Origin of the sequence: Virgibacillus salarius, assembly GCF_039521925.1 — a bacterium.
Taxonomy (GTDB): Bacteria; Bacillota; Bacilli; order Bacillales; family Amphibacillaceae; genus Virgibacillus; species Virgibacillus salarius.
The window spans coordinates 1-5,816 of the sequence record NZ_BAAACY010000021.1; the positions used below are offsets into that span (position 1 = coordinate 1).

Below are 5,816 nucleotides of genomic sequence, written 5' to 3' on the forward strand. Positions count from 1 at the left end.
CCTCCGGTTCTGTTTGGGTGTGATTACTTTAACTTTACCAGAAGGTATCCCTTTTGCGTACATAAATCTCTAAAAAAGTGGTACTCACCAAATTATTGGCGAGTACCACTTTTTATTTTACTGGGTTTTGTCCCAGCCCCTTATTTGATTAAAATAATTCATTAGCTCCGTAATATGAGACTCCTTGAAAAAGAAGAACCCTTTTTCTGCGTGCGATATATCGCTGCTGAGGCCGTGCCCGCGAAAGCAAGTATATTTTTCATGGTGCTTCAATGATTTTCCTATTGACAAACATGATTATTCGTATTTATGAGTAAAGAAGTTGTATTTTGTCCCAACCCCTTTTCATTTATCTAACTCACGCCTTTTGCACTACAATTTCTTGATCGAAGACGTCTACTTTTACATTGGAAACATTATCATCTTCCAATATTAAGTCTGTTAATTGATCTTCGATTTTATCTTGGATTACTCTACGTAAAGGTCTTGCGCCAAAACGGCGGTCATAGCCAAGTCGAACCAATTCTTGTTTAGCTTCATTTGTAATCGTAATCGATAGATCATTTTCTTCGATTGTTTTTTGTAGATCAGCAAGCATAAGATCTACAATTTGCATTAGGTTTTCTTCGGTTAGTTCGTTAAATTGAATAATCGCATCGAAGCGGTTAAGAAATTCTGGTTTGAAATATGCCCCCAGATTCTCCATCGTAGATACAGATTCATGGGACTCCCTATTAAAACCAACATTCACTGTTTTAACACCTGTTCCAGCATTGCTCGTCATAATAATTACAGTTTCTTTAAAGCTAACTGTTCTTCCTTGCGAATCCGTTAAATGACCGTCCTCCATAATTTGTAGGAACATGTTTTGTACGTCTGGATGTGCTTTTTCTATTTCATCTAATAGAATAATGGAGTATGGGTTGCGACGTACTTTTTCCGTTAATTGACCCGCTTCTTCATGACCTACATAGCCTGGAGGTGAACCAATGATTTTTGATACAGCATGTTTCTCCATATACTCACTCATATCAAGACGGATTAACGAATCTCTGGAGCCAAATAATTCTTCCGCTAAGGCTTTTGTTAGTTCTGTTTTACCAACACCAGTTGGTCCAACGAAAAGGAAAGAACCAATTGGTCGATAATTTGATTTTAAGCCTGCTCGACTACGACGAATCGCTTTGGCAACTTTATCTACAGCTACATCTTGTCCAATCACTTTTGCACTTAGGTTTTCACCAATGTTTTTCATTTTTTCTTGTTCATCAGCTTGAAGCTTTGTAACAGGTATCCCAGTTTTTTCTTCAACAATCAATTGAATATCGGAAATATCTACATCGATAATTTGTTCTTCATCTTTCGCTTTATCTAGTTGTTTTTGCAACTGTATTTCTTGATATCTTAAATTTGCAGCACGTTCATAATCTTCTCTTTCAGCAGCTTCTTCTTTCTCTTTAATAATTTCTTCTAATCGTTGGTTTATTGTATCAGAGTCTTTCGAAGCATTAGCTAGATTCAAACGTGAACCAACTTCATCCATCAAATCAATCGCTTTATCAGGCAAGTAACGATCTTGAATATATCGTTTTGAAAGTGTTACAAATGCCCGAATAGCTTCATCAGAATAACGAACCTCATGGAATTTCTCATAACGATCCTTAATACCCTGTAATATCTGAACTGCTTCTTCACTTGAAGGTTCTTTTACAATGATGGGCTGTAATCTACGTTCTAGTGCCGCATCTTTCTCAATTTGACGATATTCTTTTAATGTTGTAGCACCAATTAATTGTAATTCACCTCTGGCTAGTGCAGGTTTTAAAATATTTCCTGCATCCATTTGCGAGCTTTCTGCAGTGCCTGCTCCAACTAATAGGTGTATTTCATCAACAAATAAGATAACATCTTGACGTTCTTGTAATTCGTTAATTAATTGTTTCATACGTTCTTCAAATTGACCACGAACACCCGTATTAGCAACAAGTGATGCCACATCTAGCATATAAATTTCTTTATTGATTAATTTTGTAGGCACATCTCCTTCTGTAATTTTAAGTGCCAAGCCTTCTGCAATCGCAGTTTTACCAACACCAGGCTCTCCTATTAATACGGGATTATTTTTATTTCTACGATTTAAAGTTTCAACAACTCGTTTGACTTCTTTATCTCTGCCGATTACCGGATCAATCAAACCAGCCCTTGCTGCATGTGTTACGTTTTTTGCAAGCTGATCAATTAATCCATTACCTCGGTTTCCGTTTTTTTGTTTTGTTCTTGTCCCCATTTTCGGAGATCCATTCGCTTGAAAACCATTCATATGTTCAAATGGGGATTGTGAGAAGAAGTCATTGGAATTCATCATTTGCCCTTGGATTTCACGAAAGCATTCATTACATAGGTGCATTTGCATATGCTGACTATTGATATTCATTGCAACATTAATGCTAGCTTCGTTTTGTTTACAGTTTTGACAAAGCATTTCCATTCCTCCTTAGAAATATGTTTATTGTAATCATTAAAAGTTTGACTTTGACTATATTTGACCTTTGACTATTATTATACTCTGACCTTTTTTGACTTTCAAGCATTTTGATTAATTTTTTTTACGATGCTCACTAGTAACATTCCCACATAAATGAGTTTATAAAACATGGCTATGCGAAGGAACAAAAGCGAAAGCACCCGATTAGAAACGTAGCGACTGGAGCGAGCCAGCGGAGAGTGCTTGCGAGTCAATGATGACTTATCAAAGGGCGATTCGTGAAATCGCCTAGTTTCTGGACAGCTGACTCCTTTTATAATTTCCTAGACTACAAAAAAGAGAGCATATGAGCCCTCTTTAACCATTTCTATTCATTTACCTTGAATTTTTCTCGATTACGTAATTCAACTCTTCTTGTTTTCCCAGAAGTAGTCTTTGGTAATTCATCAATAAATTCAATTTCTCTTGGATATTTATATGGACCAGTTAAAGTTTTAACATGCTCTTGCAACTCCTTGACTAACTCTGATCCTATTGCTTGAGATTGACGTAACACCACAAAGGCTTTTACAATGTTCCCCCGTATTTCATCGGGACTTGCTACAACAGCACATTCTTGGACAGATGGATGCTTAACCAATGCATCCTCTACTTCAAAAGGACCAATTGTATATCCTGAACTAATAATGATATCATCGCTTCTTCCTTCAAACCAGAAATAACCTTCCTCATCCTTAGAAGCCTGATCTCCTGTCACATAGTAATCGCCACGTCTTGACATAGAAGTCCGTTCTGTATCTTGATAATACTCTCGAAACAAGGCTGGGCAATCGAGCTTTACTGCAATATCGCCAATCTCCCCAACTTGAACGGGAATACCATTTTCATCAATAATATCGACCTCATTACCCGGAGTTGGTTTTCCCATTGATCCTGGTCTCACATCCATATTCTTCATAAATCCAAGTAGTAATGTGTTCTCCGTTTGTCCATACCCATCACGAACCGTTACATTAAAATAATGCTGAAATGTATTGATTACCTCCACATTCAATGGCTCACCAGCCGAAACAGCACTATGTAAGGCAGGAAGCTCGTATTCTTCCAAATTGTCGAGTTTCGCCATGATTCGGTATTCCGTAGGTGTGCAGCAAAGTACATTAATTTCTTGTTCCTGCAGTAACTGTAGATATTTTTCCGCGTCAAATTTTCCATGATAAATAAATCCTGTTGCTCCTGAACCTAACACAGATAATAATGGGCTCCAAACCCATTTCTGCCATCCTGGACCAGCTGTTGCCCAAACCTTATCTCCTTCGTTTATTGCTAACCAGTTTTTTGCAGCTGTTTTCAGATGAGCATATCCCCAGCCATGTGTATGCACTACACCTTTGGGATTGCCAGTTGTTCCTGACGTATACGGTAAAAACGCAATATCATCTTTACAGGTTAATGCCAATTCTAATTGATCTGATGCATCTTCCATTAATCCTTCAAGAAAAAGCCAACCATCCATAGGCTCACCAATTACAATTTTTTGTAACTGATCATATTCGCTAATACCATAATATTGTTCAACATACGGATAATAACTTACAACTCCACGAACCCCTCCATGTGTAACACGATACTGTAAGTCCTTTGTCTTCAGCATTTCTGAGCTTGGAATAATAATGATTCCTGTTTTAAGAGCTGCTAAATAGACCTCATAAGCTTTTACCAAGCGAGGTATCATCACAAGAATTTTGTCTCCTTTTTGCAAGCCACTTTCTAAGAAAGCGTTTCCAATTTTATTTACATTCCGCATTAATTCACTGTATGTAATTTCCTTATGAACTCCACCTTCATTTTCCCAAATCAAGGCAACTTTAGTTGGGTCATTTGCATGACGTTCCATTTCCATGACAATATTATAATTATATGGAGCAATCAGATCTTCTTTATTCATAATGTCCAACTCCTTGTATGCTTTTCATCAGTATATCAAAAGTTTGGAAAATTATAAATAAAACATTATTAAGTTACGATTTGAGTAGGAACAAAAATAACTACCTCAAAAGTCAACGATAAAGTGAAACATTAATTAGTGAGTGGATAAGATCACCCGTCGATGACCTTACCCACTAATTTTATTATTTTTATATAGAACGTCTGTCTCAGCTTTCTTCTAAGCAGCTGATTTTCGTGGGTAATGGTTCAGGCTCCTTTGAGTAACTTTACTAACGACGAAGCATCGCCTCTGTTACTCTCTCTACCAACGTTCGCATTTCTATTCACTGTATTTTATAGAATATCTATTTAAGCTAACTTATAGCCCATAGATTGCTTTTGGTAATTGATCCTTTAGGACAAGATCATCCAAACTTTTAAAGCGATATCCTTGCTTTTTTAATTCGGTAATTATACGATCAAGTGCTTCAGCATTATCCGATGAAACCGTATGCAATAAAATAATTGCACCAGGATGTACCTGATCCATCGTCTGTTCGAATGCATACTTCCAGCCCTTTTGCTTCTTTGTCTCCCAGTCCTTGAATGCCAACGACCAAAAAATATGAATATAGCCTAGTTCTTTCGACCATTTTAATGTATTCTCGTTAAACATACCTCTTGGAGGTCGGAGATATTTTATTTCTTTCTGATCAGATACTTCAGCTACTGCATCTTCCAATGTTTCCAGTTCTTCTTTAATTGCCTCTTTATCCATAATAGAGAAATCAGGATGATGATAGGAATGATTTCCTACGATATGTCCCTCATCAACCATACGCTTTACTAAGTCTGGTTCGCTTTCCACATAGTGACCCGTTACAAAAAACGTTGCTGGTACTTGTTGTTTTTTTAATACATTTAATATATTATCTGTGTATCCCTGTTCATAACCATTATCAAATGTCAGATAAATTGTTTTTTCTCCAGTGTTATCTGCATAATAAGCACCATATTTTTTAAGCATGTCTTGATATTCACCGATATCTGGGAGCTTATGATCACTATTCTTCTTATACCCCCAGCCATAGCCATTCGCTGAAACGGATGGTAACATATCAAAAGAAACAATTAGAAAAACAAGGACTGTCAGCATCATGTATTTTTTCATATTACCCCACCTGTTTTTCTTTTTACTATCTCCTTTACTACATATTTTTATTCTATCATTAAAGATTACACTTTTGCTTTTAGTGAAGTCTCCTGTTCCAATAAAAAAAGGTGTTTATGGAATCCATCATAAGAAAAACGGAGCAAAATTCGCTCAGTCCCTATCACTAAATGCTCCGATTTACGCTTCCTCTAGTAGCTATTATGGAATAATAGCTACTGCTTGCTTGAC

3 protein-coding genes are annotated in these 5,816 nt (G+C 36.7%); all 3 read right to left on the reverse strand.

The window, feature by feature from the left end; all coding sequences use genetic code 11:
* Positions 1–358 precede the first annotated feature (358 nt).
* Entirely contained in the window at positions 359–2,482 is a 2,124-nt protein-coding gene (locus ABDZ84_RS03890) for an ATP-dependent Clp protease ATP-binding subunit (protein ID WP_026679576.1), read from the reverse strand.
* Positions 2,483–2,852: 370 nt separating this feature from the next.
* Complete coding sequence (gene mbcS / locus ABDZ84_RS03895; protein ID WP_343780199.1) at positions 2,853–4,433, reverse strand: acyl-CoA synthetase MbcS; 1,581 nt, start codon at positions 4,431–4,433, stop codon at positions 2,853–2,855.
* A 360-nt stretch (positions 4,434–4,793) separates the two neighbouring features.
* Positions 4,794–5,585, reverse strand: a complete 792-nt coding sequence (gene pdaA / locus ABDZ84_RS03900; protein WP_026679574.1) for a delta-lactam-biosynthetic de-N-acetylase — start codon at positions 5,583–5,585, stop codon at positions 4,794–4,796.
* Positions 5,586–5,816: the final 231 nt, after the last annotated feature.